This window comes from Pseudomonas sp. SA195, assembly GCF_054131565.1.
In genome coordinates this window covers 1,337,545-1,351,498 of record NZ_CP096392.1, presented here as the reverse complement: position 1 = coordinate 1,351,498, position 13,954 = coordinate 1,337,545, and the positions used below count along the sequence as shown (strand labels likewise).

Genomic DNA, 13,954 nt, shown 5'->3' with positions numbered 1-13,954 from the left:
GCTGCATTTCCTACCTGCCCCAACATCAAGAAAAAAGGTAACCCAATGCACCCCACCCCTAGCGCACCCACCGCGTCCCAGCGAAACGTCCTGCGCGGCGCCATCTTCATCATGGCGACGTCCTCGATCGGTCCGGCTTTCCTCACCCAGACGTCCCTGTTCACCGAGAAATACCTGGCGAGCTTCGCCTTCGCGATCGTCATTTCGCTGCTGATCGACATCGGCGCTCAACTCAACATCTGGCGGATCATCACCGTCGCCAACCTACGCGGCCAGGACGTGGCGAACCGGGTGCTACCGGGTGTCGGGCATCTGATTTCCGCTTTCATCGTGCTCGGCGGCGTCGCGTTCAACATCGGCAATATCGGCGGCGCCGGGCTGGCGATGAATGTCATCTTCGGGATCCCGCCAGTGATCGGCTCGCTGATCGCCGCCGTGCTGATCATCGGCCTTTTTTTGCTGCGCAACGCCAAGGGCGTGATGGACTCGGTCATGCAGCTGCTGGGGCTGGTGATGCTGTGCATGATCGGCTACGCGATGTTGCAATCGAGCCCACCGCTGCTGGAAGCGATCAACCGCAGCTTCAACCCGGACGATCCCATGATTTTGCTGTTGCCAATCGTGACGCTGGTCGGCGGCACAGTAGGCGGCTACATCTCGTTTTCCGGCGGGCACCGCTTGGTCGAGGCGGGCATCACCGGCGTCGAGAACGTCGGCGTGGTTACGCGCGCCGCCGTGACGGGGATCGCCACAACCGGTGTCGTGCGGATCTGTCTATTCCTGGCAGCGTTGGGCGTGGTCAGCCAGGGCTTGGCACTGGACCCGGGCAACCCGGCCGCCTCGGTGTTTTCGCACTCGATGGGGACCATCGGCTACAAGATTTTCGGCGTAGTGCTGTTGGCCGCATCGGTGTCGTCGGTGATCGGCGCAGCCTATACCAGCGTGACGTTCATGTACTCGCTGCACAAAGGCATCGAGCGCAACAACCGTTGGGTGGTGATTGGTTTCATCGCCTGCTCGACGCTGATCTACAGCCTGGTCGGCCAGCCTGTGAAAGTGCTGGTAGTAGCCGGGACGCTGAATGCCCTGGTCTTACCGCTGGCGCTTGGCTGCGTGCTATGGGCTGCCAAGAAGCCAGCCATCGTTGGCGACCGCTATCAGCACCCGACTTGGATGCTCCTGTTCGGTCTGCTCGCGATGGTCGCGACCGCAGTAGGTGTGGTGATGTCGTTTAATGCCCTGCTGCAGTTCTGGCAATCCTGATACGCGAGGAGCCGGCTCGCGCACGGCTCCTCAGTCGCGCCCGCCGATCAACCACTGCAACGGGACCTCGTGCTGGCCCCGCTCGTCTGTGATGAACAGCGCGCCCTCGCTGATCATCACGCTCCAGTTGATCGCGCGCGGCATATCCTGCGCCACGGTTTCCAGCGCCTCCTGATCAACCGCAACCACGTTGATTTTTTTCAGGCTGCGCACCGCGTCCAACACCTTGGTCTGCCAGACCCGCAGGTTGCCGTAGGCCACCAGGCTGAAGCGTTCGGCACGCCGGGAGCACCAGGTGATGCGCTCAGCATCGGGCTGGCCCACTTCGATCCAATGCAGCACTCGGTCGTCGAGGCTCTTCTCCCACAACGCCGGCTCGTCGACATCGGACAGCCCACGACCAAACGCCAATTGCTCGCCATACCAGAGCACAAAAGCGATCAACCGTGCGGCCAGGCGTTCTTCGGTTTCCGAAGGGTGCCGAGCCACCGTGAAACGCAGGTCTTGGTACACGTTGCGGTCGAGGTCGGTGAGGTTGATTTCGACTTTATAAGGCGTGGCTTGCAGGGCCATGTCGGCTCCGGGCGGAAAAAGGTGTCGCAGTGTACTCCATGCCAAACACGACATCGCCATCGATGCGGCGCCGGCCGGTAGCGAAACCCGACGAGCGCACTTTGACAATCATTCTCATTATATTTAGCATCACCACCATTCGCAGACCCAACGGGTAGTTCTATGTACGTGTGTCTTTGCCAAGGTGTTACCGATGGCCAGATCCGTGAGGCCATCTATGAAGGTTGCTGCAGCTATCGTGAGGTCCGCGAAGCGACAGGGGTCGCCACTCAGTGCGGTAAATGTGCGTGCTTGGCCAAACAGGTCGTTCGCGACACCCTGAGCGACATCCAGGGAGCCAACGCTGCACTCGCCTACCCAGCAGGCTTCGTACCTGCTTGATACAAAATCGAATTCGAAAAGCCGGGCACATGCCCGGCTTTTTTATTGCTGCAAATCAAAGAGTTGCCGGCAAGGCGCAGAACAGACGTATTCCCATTTCGGTTTACTCGTTAACATTCAATGACTTAGGTTTGACAGCCTGCACCTTCGTGGCCAGACTGCGCACATCACGAACCCGATTCCACGCAGGGTACAGACATGAAAGGCGACAAGCTGGTCATTCAGCACCTGAACAAAATCCTCGGCAACGAACTGGTTGCGATCAACCAGTACTTCCTCCATGCACGCATGTATGAGGACTGGGGCCTCGGCAAACTCGGCAAGCATGAGTACGAGGAATCCATCGATGAGATGAAACATGCCGACAAGCTCATCAAGCGCATTCTCTTTCTCGAAGGCCTACCCAACCTGCAGGACCTCGGCAAGCTGTTGATCGGCGAGAACACGCGGGAAATGCTCGAATGCGACCTCAAGTTGGAACAGGGCGGCATGCAAGACCTCAAGGTCGCGATCGCCTTCTGCGAGAGCGTTGGTGACTACGGCACCCGCGAACTGCTCGAAGATATTCTCGAATCCGAAGAAGAGCACATCGACTGGCTGGAAACCCAGTTGAGCCTGATCGATAAAGTAGGGATCGAGAACTACCTGCAATCGCAAATGGATGAATAACAGGCGCTCGCCTCGTCGAAGAACGGGAGCCGCGTGCTCCCGCTTTTCATCCCTGCTCAAACAACAAACCCGCCATCAGGCGGGTTTGTTGTTTGAGCAGTAAGCCGGATTCATCAAGCGCCCGCTTGCTGCGCAGCATCCTTGATCAGGGTTTGCAGCTCGCCCTTTTCGAACATTTCCAGAATGATGTCGCTACCCCCGACCAACTCGCCATTGACCCACAACTGCGGGAAGGTCGGCCAGTTGGCGTACTTGGGCAGATTGGCGCGGATCTCGGGATTCTGAAGGATGTCGACGTAAGCGAACTTCTCGCCGCAACCCATGAGGGCTTGGGTCGCACGCGCGGAGAAACCGCACTGCGGCGCATTCGGCGAGCCTTTCATGTACAGCAGAATCGGATTCTTTTCGATCTGCTCTTTGATGGTTTCGATGATATCCATGGGGCACCTCGGCTAGTCACGGTTGCGGCGCATTGTACAGAACTGACGCTGGAAAGCCGAGTGCAGGGCTCGGCTTTGCGTTCTCCGCGGCGCCCACGCCAGCTCCAGTAGCGCCGCCTAATGCCCCGTTATGGCTGTTCGCGGTCGATTTGCGCCGTCAAAGCCTTTCTGGATAAGATCGCGCCTTTCCCGTTTCGTCGCTCCCCGTGCGACCCGCTGTCGTAGGCCCTTTCTGCTTTCTTGAAATCCTGGCCGTGGCGGCGGCAATAAAGGTAGTTGATATGAGCGCAAGGCATTTTCTCTCACTGATGGATTGCACGCCCCAGGAGCTTAACGACCTGGTACGTCGCGGCATCGAGCTGAAGGATCTGCGCAAGCGCGGCGTCCTGTTCGAACCCCTCAAGAACCGCGTGCTGGGCATGATCTTCGAGAAGGCCTCGACCCGTACGCGCGTATCGTTCGAAGCCGGCATGATCCAGCTGGGCGGCCAGGCGATCTTCCTGTCCACGCGCGACACGCAGCTGGGCCGTGGAGAGCCGGTCTGCGACTCGGCCATCGTGATGTCAAGCATGCTCGATGCCGTGATGATCCGGACCTTCGCTCACTCGACACTGACCGAGTTCGCCGCGCATTCCGCGGCCCCGGTGATCAATGGCCTCTCCGATGACCTGCACCCCTGCCAGCTGATGGCCGACATGCAGACCTTTCATGAACACCGCGGCAGCATCGCCGGCAAGACAGTGGCATGGATCGGCGATGGCAATAACATGTGCAATACCTATATAGAAGCTGCCATTCAGTTCGACTTCCAATTGCGTATCGCGTGCCCGGAGGGCTACGAGCCGAAGGCTGATCTGCTGGCGAAGGCCCGCGACCGGGTCCAGGTGCTTCGCGACCCGCGTGCAGCCGCTGACGGGGCCCACTTGATCAGCACTGACGTCTGGGCGTCGATGGGGCAGGAAGAAGAAGTTGCGGCGCGTATCGCCACCTTCCGTCCATATCAAGTGGATCGCGCGCTGCTGGACATGGCCGCCAAGGACGTTGTGTTCATGCACTGCCTGCCTGCCCATCGCGGTGAGGAGATCAGCCAGGACCTGCTGGACGATCCCCGCTCGGTGGCCTGGGACCAGGCTGAAAACCGCTTGCACGTGCAGAAGGCACTGCTGGAATTCCTGGTCGAACCGGCCTACCACCACGCATGAGCAGCGGGCCGCTGCTTCAGCTGCGCGAGCTGGATTGCGGCTACGGCGCTCAAAGCGTCGTGCGGCATCTCAACCTGCATCTCAACCGCGGGGAAATCGGCTGCCTGCTGGGCCCGTCCGGCTGCGGCAAGACGACCACGCTCCGGGCCATTGCGGGCTTCGAACCCGTCAATGCAGGGGAAATCCAGCTCGGCGACACGCTCATTTCGCGCAAGGGCCATACCCTGGCACCGGAAAAGCGCCGGATCGGAATGGTGTTCCAGGACTATGCGCTATTCCCTCACCTGACAGTGGCGGAGAACGTTGGCTTCGGGATTCGCAAGCATCCAAACAGTGAGCGAATCGTGCACGAGATGCTCGAGCTGGTGCACCTCACCTCGCTCGCCAAGCGTTATCCCCATGAGCTGTCCGGCGGCCAGCAACAGCGTGTCGCGCTCGCCCGCGCCCTGGCGCCCGAGCCCGAGCTCCTGTTGCTCGACGAGCCCTTTTCCAACCTGGACGGCGACCTGCGCCGACGCCTCAGCCACGAAGTGCGCGAAATTCTCAAAGCGCGGGGGACCAGCGCCATCCTGGTGACCCACGATCAGGAAGAAGCGTTTGCCGTCAGCGACCAGGTCGGGGTCTTCAAGGACGGCCGACTCGAGCAGTGGGATACGCCCTACAACCTGTATCACGAACCACTGACTCCCTTCGTGGCGAGCTTCATCGGCCAGGGTTATTTCATTCGGGGCCAGCTGCTCGACCCCGAGACCGTGCGGACCGAGCTCGGCGTTATCCGTGGCAATCGCGCGTACGTCATACCCGCCGGTAGCTCAGTAGACGTGCTATTGCGCCCCGACGACATCGTCTACGCACCGGAGAGCAGCCTCAAGACCCTGATCGTCGGCAAGACATTCCTTGGCGCCTCGACGCTGTATCGCCTGCAATTGCCGACCGGCAACCAGCTCGAGGGCATCTTTCCCAGCCACGCCGATTTTCGCACCGGCGACTCGGTGGGCATCGCCATTGCAGCGGATCACTTGGTCGTGTTCCCCGCCCAAGGCAGCGTCGCCGCGCATGAGAAGCTGCCCGAAACTGGCGTGCGCCGTTACAGCAGCGATATCTGAGGTTACTGGTCGGCGGCGGGCTCTTTGCGCCCGATCAAACGACGCTGACGAAAGAAGTCACTGAGCATTGCGCTGCATGCGTCTGCCATCAGCCCACCCTCCACCAATACCCGGTGGTTGAGAAAGGCCTGCTCGAAAAATTGGCCCCGGCTCAGTGCCACGCCCGCCTTCGGCTCGGTCGCGCCAAACACCACTCGCTGGATTCTCGAATGGACAATCAGCCCGGCGCACATACTGCACGGCTCCAAGGTCACATATAGGGTGCTACCCGGCAGGCGATAGTTCTCCAAGCTGGACGCCGCATCGCGGATCGCGACCATCTCGGCATGCGCACTCGGATCATGTCGGGAGATTGGGCAATTAAAGCCGCGCCCAACGACCTGACCGCCTTGCACCAGCACAGCGCCGACCGGTACTTCACCGCGCTCGGCACCCTGGGCTGCCAGTGCTAGCGCCTCGCGCATGAAGTGCTCGTCCTGGCTGCGATCGATGATCAGGGGTCTTTTCATGTTGGCTCTGCATGATGGTCGGACCGGCGGATTGTACCCGCCATATCCACCCGCCGCCCCGCGCGCTCATTCATAACCGCTTGGCTCAAACCACCTCGATCGCAGCCATCAGCCCGGTTTCCATGTGGTCGATGACATGGCAATGAAACATCCATACGCCTGGGTTATCAGCAACCAGCGCGATGCGCGCCGTCTCGTTCTTGCCCAACAGGTAAGTGTCGGTGAACCACGGGTCGATGCGCCGGCGGTTCGATCCGATGACCTTGAAGGTCATGCCGTGCAAGTGGATCGGATGCTGGTACTGGCTGAGATTGCGCAGTTCGAAGATGTAATGACCGTTTCGCTTCAAGGTTGCGATTGGCCGGTCGGCGCAGGTCTTGTCGTTGATATCCCAGGCCTGCCCATTGACCTGCCAGAAAGTAAACGCTTTGCCCTCCCCCGCATCGCTGGACAGGGTGCCCGCCCATTCGAAATTGAACCGCAGCGTTTCTGCCTTCGCCAGGTCAGGCTCGGCGATGGGGTTCGGCGGCAGCGCAGCCGGCCAGACGGCCTCGCCGCCTGTGCCCGCCCCCGTGAACGTTGCCAAGCGCAGCGGACCATTACGCAGGGCTATCTGCTCACCCACTTGCGGTGCCCTCAGCGCGAGGTCGAGCCGCATGCCGGGGCCGAGCCAATAGTCCTTGCCCAGCACACGTGGTTCTACTGGATGACCATCAATGGCGTAGATGCGCGCCTCGCCCGCAGACAGGTTGAGCCGGTAGGTCAGCGTGTTGTCCAGATTGAGGATCCGCAGCCGCACGACCTGACCTGCCGGCAGGTCCAGCAAAGGCGCATGCTCGCCGTTAATGGTCGACAAGACCCCGGGCGTGCCGCCACGCGCAGCCTCTCGTGGCACGCTGAAATCGGTGAAGGCGCCCTGCTTGTCTACATGCCAGCTCTTCAGCGACAACGTGCGCTCGTGGATGAAGCCGGAGGGTGTGCGCTCCTCGACGATCAGCGGCCCAACGAGTCCCCGCCCCAGCTGTTCAGCACTGGTCGTGTGCGGGTGATACCAGAAGCTGCCCGCGTCCTCGACTTTGAACTGGTAGTCGAACGACTCACCGGGCAAAACCGGCAGTTGCGAGACATAGGGCACTCCGTCCATTTCGAGCGGCACACGAATACCGTGCCAATGAATGGTCGTCGGCTCGGGCAAGTGGTTGGTGAAACGTACACGCAGCCAATCGCCCTGACGTGCGCGCAGTTCCAACCCTGGCGCGCGTCCCCCGTAGCACCAAGCTGGCGTCTGGTGTCCAGCGATCAGCTCGAGGTCCTGAGGCGCTGCAATCAGCTCATAGTCATGGGTGATCGGGGCGGCTGGACGGCCCAGCCAATACCGCGCGCCACTGCCTGCGGCGCCAAGCACGGCCAGTCCGGCCAGCCCGGTCAACATCTTTCGTCGAGTAAAAGTCATCTTGCTTCCATAGAACATGCGAGCCGCACAGAAAAGGAATACCTCGCATTTGCAACATGCTACAGGGTCTGGTGCCGCCAGGCATCTTCGGACTACCAGCGGCACCAAACGACCAGATCGAACCCCCCGTCGCTGATGGGCGTCTACAGCTTCGTCGGCTCGACTTGCGACCAATCTGGAGGAAACCTAATGCGCAACCCAGCCAAGCACCCTAAGGGAGAACTGTCGCGCGGCATCGTCTGGCTCGCGCGCAGCGGATACGCCGCACGCGGCGTCGTCTATTTGATCATCGGCGCCTTTGCCTTTTTCGCTGCAAGCGGTAACGGCGAAACGGTCGGTACCCAAGGCGCGCTGGTGCAATTGTTGGGGCAGCCCTTCGGCGAGACCTTGCTCTGGATCATGGCTGTAGGCCTTGCGGCTTACGCGGCATGGCGCCTGACCCAAGCCATCGCGGACCCTGAAGATCACGGTACCGATGCCAAGGGCATCGCAATACGCGCTGGGCTGATCGGCAGCTGCGTGACGTACACCCTGCTCGCGCTCTTCACGCTAGGGCTTCTGGGCAGCTCGCTGGGCCAATCACAAAACGGTGGTGGCAGTGGAGGCGGCGATTTTCTGTCTGGCCTGCTTGGCTGGCAGTTCTCGAACTACCTCGTCTATGTCGTGGCGCTTATTCCACTTGGCGTCGGAATTGCCCACATCATCAAAGGCTGGAAAGCCAAGTTCGAGAAATACTTCTACGCATCGGACGACGTGATGCGCTGGGTCCGCCCGGTATCGCGCGCTGGCCTCATCGCTCGCGGGGTGGCGTTCCTGGTCGTTGCCGGGATGCTGTTCAGCGGAGGCCGACGCTACGAGCCAACCGAACCGCCGGGACTCGAGGACGCACTCAACGCCCTGCAAAGCTTGCCCTTCGGCACGTTCTGGCTATCGCTGATCGGGCTGGGGCTAATCGCTTTTGCCCTTTACAGCTTTGCCGAGGCCATCTGGCGACGCATCGACACCGCTGCCGTTCTTCATTGATAAAAAAACCCCGGCGAATGCCGGGGTTTTTGATTACTCCCACTCTATTATCAATAGCCCAGCACAGACCAGAAATTACGAAGCCTATAAGGCACTAACGATTTTAAAACCATGAAAAATACCATAAAGGATCAAAACACGTTTGAGAGCCTGTCTGAACTCCCCCCGCCCCCTATAGACATCCCCGACCTATGACTGGAGCCACCAGTCACGACCGGTAGCTTTTGGCCGGTTTCTGCCTGAGCCGACCGGCTGGATTCGGCCAGAAGCTGTCATTCAACGACGCCTATACTCGACCTAAGGCTGCTGGTAATAAACCTCTGAAGCTGTTCTTTGGCAGTGGAATAGAAGGCAGCCTAAGCAAATGTCGTGACACCATCGCCACGTGGTGGCTAGCATATGACGTTCACTGCTTTATCGATCATCGGAATAGTGACATGGATGTGAATCACGAGTGGTATGAGGAGCTACCTGAGCAATGCCCGCCTTCCGGGGCTTTCAGTCTTGATGGCTTCGTTTGTTACCGACTTTGTGAACGTGCCGAGCCAGCGGAAGCAGATTTCCTCTCTCATCGTGCATTGTTCCCGCAAAAGACTTTCCGCGTTCCCGAGTGCCAGGCTCATGCAATATCCGTGTTCAAAAATCCGGAAGACTTAGATGCGGTGCTGAAACTCGCTATCCATAAGCACAAGGCTAAGGTGAAGGTCATCCTCGGCCAGGCTGATGGGGTTGCGATGAAAACCGGCAATGGCAGCCACTATTCTTGGTGGCGTTCCAGGCGATTCAATCTGGCGTGCGCTATTGAGGGCGAGGCATGAAAGCAATCAAGCTTCTGCATGTGTTGCTCGACTATGACTACCCGCAGGTGTTCATTGCGAGTGATCTAATTGGCGTTCGCTACGTTTGCATGATCTCTGAGGTAGCTGCTAAAGGCCCTGCGTTCCTCTGTGCGCCAGTTTCAGGCAGGCGTTGTGACGATTTGCTGGGTGGGAAGATTGACCTGAGGCAGGTATACGAGGAACCAGAGATTCCCGAGTTCTACCTTGCCACACCAGATGACTTGATCGAACCGTTCGATATTGAGCGTGCGCAGATGGAGGTAGTGGCGCAAGAGTTGTTGCCAGAACCTGGTTTGACCTTCTCGCTCAACGACGAGGTTTTGATCAAGGCGCAAGAGCTGAATGCCACCGTTGCATATGCGTCGCTCGGTGTTCCAGAGTCTTTGCGAGAGCCACGTATCAGGACTCGCAAGCTATCCGCCTTCCTGAATATTTATCAAGGGGTGCTCAAGAATCTGGCAAGAACCGCTGCTAAGGCGGCGGGCAAGCCGATTCCCAAGGGCGAAGATCCGTATGAGTCCGATGTGTTTGGTTTCTGCTACGGCTCCTTCACTGTTCAGGTACGCAGCGCCGAGCCTTGTGACATGTTGGGAGAGAATAAGGCGCTGATCATCGCATTCCAGACACTCAATGAGTTTCTGGACGTAGCTGACAATACCGATGATGCCATGCAGTTCCTCGCAAAACTGAAGGGTCACGCAGCTTCATCGTTAATTGGGCTGCTGAACTTCATTACGGAAAATGATTGCCAGCTCACCAACCGCTGGTCAACACCAGGGATGCATAGCTCGAATCAAAGCCGGATCCGTGTTGCGACCGCACAGAATATTATTCAGCGTTGCCTACTGCGCGAAGACTTAAGCGTGGAGAGCCTTGAGTTAGTTGGCGTCGTGGACTCTGCAGATGCTACTGCTGGCTTATGGAAAATCTTCGTCGATGGAGTTGCATATAGCGGCGGAGTGAAAGAAGGTTCAGGTATCAACCTTGCAGGTATTACGCTGCGCAATCGATACCGATTTCGGTGCGAAGAGAAGATTGAGATGGTGCTGGGCACTGGCCGCGAGATTAAGAAAATCAGCCTCGTGGGCTTCGACCCGGCGTAGAGGCTCTCTACTACGAGCAGGGAAAAATGAAATTTCACATTATAGGCAGGGAAGATAAATTCCCGAGCGCCGGAGTTAGTGCTGCCTATCTGAAATATGACCGCTGGAACGATCACAGCTTCATCACGATGTTCTATGTGATCGTATTTGACGAATTTGGCCAAGCCCACGACCTTGAGAACGTAAAGATTGGGTTCAAAGGGCAGGATACTTCCACGGCCACTCGATCCAAGCTTCCGGATTCTTTTGAGACGCTTCCAGAGGGCTTCTTTTCACTCGGTACCAATGTCGAGTACTACCAGAAGATTGCGAACTCGCTCTCGGACGAGCTGCGGCCTGACTTTCTAAGTGGGATGAATGACATCGTCGCCGATCCTGAAATTTTGGAAACGATAAAAGATGAGCCCGTGTTTTCAATCTCGTTGTTGCGCGATGTAAGCTTGAGCAGCGTCAAAAATCAATTCACGAGAGTGCTCCGTGGCGGTGCTGTTAGAACCAATTTCTCCTTCGTCTATACGAAGCAGTCTGACAGCTCTACCGCCGGGATTGAGTTGAGTTTCGAGGTAGACGTTGATTCGACGCCTCTAACAAATGTGCACGCGCTTATCGGGCGAAATGGCATAGGGAAAACCACCATCCTCAACGGCATCACCAATGCCATTCACAATGGCCACACCGGCGCAGATGCAATTCACCAATATAACTATTGGCGGCAACAACGGGAGGTTATTACCCCGGATTTCTTCAGCAGCGTAGTGCTCATATCCTTTAGCGCATTTGATCCCTTCGATCCACCTCCAGAGCAGCCAGATCCAGCCAAAGGCACCTGTTTTTTCTATGTCGGGTTGAAGTCAAAAGGTGAGGACGCATGGCATGAGCTGAAGCGCCGAGACGCTCTCAAATCTGACTTCCTTGCCGGCATGAGGGGGTGCCTACGGGATACGCATAAGCGCAATCGTTGGCGGCAGGCCGTCACAACCTTGCAGTCTGACGAGAATTTTGCAGGTTTGGGATTCGAACGGCTTCTGTCCTTGAGCGGCGAAGAATGGACCGAGACCGCCAACGAAATCTTTTCAAACCTTAGCTCCGGCCATTCGGTCGTGCTGCTGACTATCACCAAGCTGGTCGAACGGGTCGAAGAAAAAACTCTCGTCCTGATGGATGAACCCGAGAGTCATCTGCATCCGCCGCTGCTATCCGCATTGATTCGGGCGTTGAGTGAGCTGCTTCTGGATCGTAACGGTGTAGCGATCGTGGCCACGCACTCGCCCGTGGTGCTCCAAGAAATTCCTGCGTCGTGTGTATGGAAAATTCATCGTTCTAACTTGGTAGCCTCAGCGCAGCGGCCAACAGTCGAGACGTTCGGCGAGAATGTGGGGATTCTGACCCGGGAAGTTTTTGGCTTGGAGGTGGCATCCTCGGGTTTTCATACACTGCTTGCTGCTGAAGTTGCCGAAGGACACAGCTTTGACGTGATCCTTCGAAAATTTGGTGGAAGAGTAGGACTCGAAGGGCAAGCAGTTCTTCGAGCGTTAATCGCTGAGCGTGATTCGACGGGTCAGGCATGAAGCAACTGTTTGCCCCGAGCTACTCTCCCGAGGAAGCCTACATGGCCTGCACTTCTGCGATCATCGATGATCAGCAGCGAGACAGAATGAGGAGCGTTCTTCCAAGTATCACCGCCAACGCAGCTGAATTTATCGAAAGAGTCGCTGCTGGATCCACTTGGGAAATGCCATATCTGAGGTCGGTTAAGGGGGAAGACCCTTTCGTGATCGACGACATTCGAAAAAGCGAGTTGGTTTACCTTTATGACTACTACATGGTGAAGCGAGAGCCTGGCCGAGCGCTCTACGACTCTATCTTGGTGGCTGCAGGTGATCATTGCCCGACATGTGGAGGAATAGGACAGCCTCGAACCCTGGATCATTATTTTCCAAAGGCCAACTATCCGAAGCTGGCGATCGTTCCCCATAATTTGATTCCTGCCTGCCGTGATTGTAATACCGACAAGCGCAACCCCCTGATTGATCACTCGTATCGCCAACCGCTTCATCCGTATCTGGACAAACGACAGTTTTTCGAGGAAAGGTGGATCAGCGTTTCCGTATCCCACACCAGCCCGTGCACGATCACCTATAGCGCCAGTCCGCCGGATGACTGGAGTGATGAGGACAAGGCAAGGGTAGTAAATCATTTTGACCTGTTCAGAATTGCCGAGCGCTACAGCATCCAAGCGGGCTCTGAACTCAGCACCCTGATGGACTTGCGTGAGAGCTATTTCAGAAGGCTGCCCCCAGAAGAGTTTTCTGATTTCCTCCGCTCAGGGGCTAATGCCCCTAGCTTGCTGGTCAATGGATGGAAGAAGCTGCTCTACGAAGCCTTGGCGGATGATGTCGTGTTTTGCAATGCCGAACTCTGGCGGTAATTACCCGGTCGCGATAGGCAGGTTTTGGCCGTAAGCGGAGAGGACCTGCTGAAGGTAGAGTACCGGGCATTAAGAATTTCATTAGGCTGACTTGAATGGTCATTGATCAGTTGCTTTCACGCTCGGCTCTACTAGAGAACCGTCTTGCTAGTTTCCTGGCATTGCCACTTTTTGACAGTACCAGCCGCCTTCGGGCAGCCAGGTCACTCGCTAGCCTCGGATTCGAGCACGCTCGAAGCGTGAAGCATCTGGTGGCAGCAGGTTTGTACACATCTGCCGCTGCTCTCCTTCGTGTTCAGTATGAATCCCTTGTTCGCGCGCTTTGGGCGCTTTACGTGGCAACAGATAACCAAGCTGAATTAATGCTTGCTGAGCTCACCGAGGAAACCGCTAAGCAAGCCAGCAAAATCCCCATGCTCAGCCAAATGTTAGAGGCAATTGAGGAGAAGGCGCCGCACGCCCCAGTGGCGCATCTCAAAGAATTCAAGCACTACTCGTGGCGACCTTTGAGTTCATTCGTGCATGGGGGCATCCATGCGGTGAATCGCCACGGAAAGGGTTTCCCGCTAGAGCTGGTTCTGATGGAGATACGGCATTCGAATGGGCTGCTCGGAATTGCGGGGAACCTACTTCTGATCCTTGCTGGTGTCCCACCGGAGGCCGGAAAAATGGCAGGTATCTACGAGGAGTTCAAAGATTGTCTTCCTCCTGCTGATCCACCATATAAGCGGAAACCGGAACCTGCACACTAAGGTACTTCAGAGTTTCCGTATCTGGCCCTTATCTGCGGGCAGCTTTCGGCCCAACAGCAGCCGTTAGCAACGGGCTGTTCTCGACCGTAGCGGCCCATCAGCACCAAATAGTGGTCTGTCGCCGATTGTAATGCAGACCTCAAATCTTCTACGGTTCAGGGCCGGAATAAGTTGGCGAGCATCAGTTGTCGGCTGATGATCTGGAATCTCGGG

At 57.5% G+C, this 13,954-nt stretch carries 15 protein-coding genes; 11 read left to right on the top strand and 4 right to left on the bottom strand.

Features of this window, described 5'->3' with window-relative positions; all coding sequences use genetic code 11:
• The first annotated feature begins 45 nt into the window (after window positions 1–45).
• The gene (locus tag M1D78_RS06235) at window positions 46–1,263 is read left to right on the top strand and encodes an NRAMP family divalent metal transporter (RefSeq protein WP_437420068.1); all 1,218 of its coding nucleotides are present in this window, start codon (window positions 46–48) and stop codon (window positions 1,261–1,263) included.
• Window positions 1,264–1,293: 30 nt separating this feature from the next.
• On the opposite strand, the gene M1D78_RS06230 is transcribed toward M1D78_RS06235, so the two are convergent.
• Window positions 1,294–1,836, bottom strand: a complete 543-nt coding sequence (locus tag M1D78_RS06230; RefSeq protein ID WP_437420069.1) for a YaeQ family protein — start codon at window positions 1,834–1,836, stop codon at window positions 1,294–1,296.
• Window positions 1,837–1,998: 162 nt separating this feature from the next.
• Here M1D78_RS06230 and M1D78_RS06225 point away from each other — a divergent pair, with 162 nt between their 5' ends.
• Both M1D78_RS06225 and bfr read left to right on the top strand, forming a co-directional pair.
• Window positions 1,999–2,217 (top strand): bacterioferritin-associated ferredoxin, encoded by a 219-nt coding sequence (locus M1D78_RS06225; RefSeq protein WP_437420070.1) that lies wholly within the window; start codon window positions 1,999–2,001, stop codon window positions 2,215–2,217.
• Between the two features lie 198 nt (window positions 2,218–2,415).
• Window positions 2,416–2,886: a bacterioferritin gene (gene bfr, locus M1D78_RS06220; RefSeq protein WP_437420071.1), complete on the top strand. Its 471-nt coding sequence runs from the start codon at window positions 2,416–2,418 to the stop codon at window positions 2,884–2,886.
• 113 nt (window positions 2,887–2,999) lie between these two features.
• Here bfr and grxD read toward each other — a convergent pair whose 3' ends face one another.
• Entirely contained in the window at window positions 3,000–3,326 is a 327-nt protein-coding gene (grxD, locus tag M1D78_RS06215; protein WP_437420072.1) for a Grx4 family monothiol glutaredoxin, read from the bottom strand.
• 281 nt (window positions 3,327–3,607) lie between these two features.
• Here grxD and argF point away from each other — a divergent pair, with 281 nt between their 5' ends.
• Together argF and M1D78_RS06205 are read left to right on the top strand one after the other, a co-directional pair.
• Window positions 3,608–4,528, top strand: a complete 921-nt coding sequence (gene argF / locus M1D78_RS06210) for an ornithine carbamoyltransferase (RefSeq protein ID WP_437420073.1) — start codon at window positions 3,608–3,610, stop codon at window positions 4,526–4,528.
• Window positions 4,525–5,634, top strand: coding sequence for an ABC transporter ATP-binding protein (locus tag M1D78_RS06205; RefSeq protein WP_437420074.1), 1,110 nt, complete (start codon window positions 4,525–4,527; stop codon window positions 5,632–5,634). The genes argF and M1D78_RS06205 overlap by 4 nt, the downstream gene beginning before the upstream one ends.
• 2 nt (window positions 5,635–5,636) lie before the next feature.
• On the opposite strand, the gene tadA is transcribed toward M1D78_RS06205, so the two are convergent.
• Together tadA and M1D78_RS06195 are read right to left on the bottom strand one after the other, a co-directional pair.
• Window positions 5,637–6,143, bottom strand: coding sequence for a tRNA adenosine(34) deaminase TadA (tadA, locus tag M1D78_RS06200; RefSeq protein ID WP_437420075.1), 507 nt, complete (start codon window positions 6,141–6,143; stop codon window positions 5,637–5,639).
• An 85-nt stretch (window positions 6,144–6,228) separates the two neighbouring features.
• On the bottom strand, window positions 6,229–7,596 hold the full coding sequence (locus M1D78_RS06195) for a multicopper oxidase family protein (protein WP_437420076.1): 1,368 nt from the start codon (window positions 7,594–7,596) through the stop codon (window positions 6,229–6,231).
• 189 nt (window positions 7,597–7,785) lie between these two features.
• Here M1D78_RS06195 and M1D78_RS06190 point away from each other — a divergent pair, with 189 nt between their 5' ends.
• The 6 genes from M1D78_RS06190 (at window position 7,786) to M1D78_RS06165 (ending at window position 13,741) form a co-directional block, all read left to right on the top strand.
• Window positions 7,786–8,619, top strand: coding sequence for a DUF1206 domain-containing protein (locus M1D78_RS06190; RefSeq protein ID WP_437420077.1), 834 nt, complete (start codon window positions 7,786–7,788; stop codon window positions 8,617–8,619).
• Between the two features lie 437 nt (window positions 8,620–9,056).
• Window positions 9,057–9,437: a hypothetical protein gene (locus M1D78_RS06185; protein WP_437420078.1), complete on the top strand. Its 381-nt coding sequence runs from the start codon at window positions 9,057–9,059 to the stop codon at window positions 9,435–9,437.
• Window positions 9,434–10,561, top strand: coding sequence for a hypothetical protein (locus tag M1D78_RS06180; RefSeq protein WP_437420079.1), 1,128 nt, complete (start codon window positions 9,434–9,436; stop codon window positions 10,559–10,561). Before M1D78_RS06185 ends, M1D78_RS06180 begins: the two co-directional genes overlap by 4 nt.
• 26 nt (window positions 10,562–10,587) lie before the next feature.
• Window positions 10,588–12,129: an AAA family ATPase gene (locus M1D78_RS06175; protein ID WP_437420080.1), complete on the top strand. Its 1,542-nt coding sequence runs from the start codon at window positions 10,588–10,590 to the stop codon at window positions 12,127–12,129.
• The gene (locus M1D78_RS06170) at window positions 12,126–12,989 is read left to right on the top strand and encodes an HNH endonuclease (protein ID WP_437420081.1); all 864 of its coding nucleotides are present in this window, start codon (window positions 12,126–12,128) and stop codon (window positions 12,987–12,989) included. The genes M1D78_RS06175 and M1D78_RS06170 overlap by 4 nt, the downstream gene beginning before the upstream one ends.
• Window positions 12,990–13,084: 95 nt before the next feature.
• Window positions 13,085–13,741: a DUF6988 family protein gene (locus M1D78_RS06165; protein ID WP_437420082.1), complete on the top strand. Its 657-nt coding sequence runs from the start codon at window positions 13,085–13,087 to the stop codon at window positions 13,739–13,741.
• Window positions 13,742–13,954 lie beyond the last annotated feature (213 nt).

Excerpts from the sequence above, each read along its gene's own strand:
- M1D78_RS06235 (WP_437420068.1), top strand. The coding sequence starts at position 46 with ATGCACCCCACCCCTAGCGCACCCACCGCGTCCCAGCGAAACGTCCTG.
- M1D78_RS06230 (WP_437420069.1), bottom strand. The coding sequence starts at position 1,836 with ATGGCCCTGCAAGCCACGCCTTATAAAGTCGAAATCAACCTCACCGAC.
- M1D78_RS06225 (WP_437420070.1), top strand. The coding sequence starts at position 1,999 with ATGTACGTGTGTCTTTGCCAAGGTGTTACCGATGGCCAGATCCGTGAG.
- bfr (WP_437420071.1), top strand. The coding sequence starts at position 2,416 with ATGAAAGGCGACAAGCTGGTCATTCAGCACCTGAACAAAATCCTCGGC.
- grxD (WP_437420072.1), bottom strand. The coding sequence starts at position 3,326 with ATGGATATCATCGAAACCATCAAAGAGCAGATCGAAAAGAATCCGATT.
- argF (WP_437420073.1), top strand. The coding sequence starts at position 3,608 with ATGAGCGCAAGGCATTTTCTCTCACTGATGGATTGCACGCCCCAGGAG.
- M1D78_RS06205 (WP_437420074.1), top strand. The coding sequence starts at position 4,525 with ATGAGCAGCGGGCCGCTGCTTCAGCTGCGCGAGCTGGATTGCGGCTAC.
- tadA (WP_437420075.1), bottom strand. The coding sequence starts at position 6,143 with ATGAAAAGACCCCTGATCATCGATCGCAGCCAGGACGAGCACTTCATG.
- M1D78_RS06195 (WP_437420076.1), bottom strand. The coding sequence starts at position 7,596 with ATGACTTTTACTCGACGAAAGATGTTGACCGGGCTGGCCGGACTGGCC.
- M1D78_RS06190 (WP_437420077.1), top strand. The coding sequence starts at position 7,786 with ATGCGCAACCCAGCCAAGCACCCTAAGGGAGAACTGTCGCGCGGCATC.
- M1D78_RS06185 (WP_437420078.1), top strand. The coding sequence starts at position 9,057 with ATGGATGTGAATCACGAGTGGTATGAGGAGCTACCTGAGCAATGCCCG.
- M1D78_RS06180 (WP_437420079.1), top strand. The coding sequence starts at position 9,434 with ATGAAAGCAATCAAGCTTCTGCATGTGTTGCTCGACTATGACTACCCG.
- M1D78_RS06175 (WP_437420080.1), top strand. The coding sequence starts at position 10,588 with ATGAAATTTCACATTATAGGCAGGGAAGATAAATTCCCGAGCGCCGGA.
- M1D78_RS06170 (WP_437420081.1), top strand. The coding sequence starts at position 12,126 with ATGAAGCAACTGTTTGCCCCGAGCTACTCTCCCGAGGAAGCCTACATG.
- M1D78_RS06165 (WP_437420082.1), top strand. The coding sequence starts at position 13,085 with ATGGTCATTGATCAGTTGCTTTCACGCTCGGCTCTACTAGAGAACCGT.